The following is a 247-nucleotide window of genomic DNA, read 5'->3' as shown; positions in this document are numbered from 1 at the left end:
CCACGCCGAGTACTTCAGCCGCACAGGCCAAGCCGGCCACGCAGCCCGTACCAACCACGCCACCGATCGTCTTCGGCTCGACCGATGCCAGCGGAACCACCACGGTCAACCTGCCGGCCAAGGACAAGATGAGCCTGTCGGAGTACCGCGCGCAGACCCGTGACCGCCTGATCCAATCCGAAGGTGCCCGCCCCGACGTGGCCGACTGCGCTGCGCATGCGAGCTGGATCATTCCGCGCTCGACCAA

Annotated in this window: 1 protein-coding gene; it reads left to right on the top strand. The window is 67.2% G+C overall.

The features are described 5' to 3' along the window. Window positions 1–247, top strand: a 247-nt coding sequence (locus ACVA58_RS28500; protein WP_446513590.1) for a hypothetical protein, incomplete at both ends; no start/stop codon positions are given.

The sequence above is a fragment of the Photobacterium sp. DNB22_13_2 genome (genome assembly GCF_052873915.1).
Note: the sequence above shows the minus strand (reverse complement) of the source record. Positions and strands in the feature narration are given on the sequence as shown.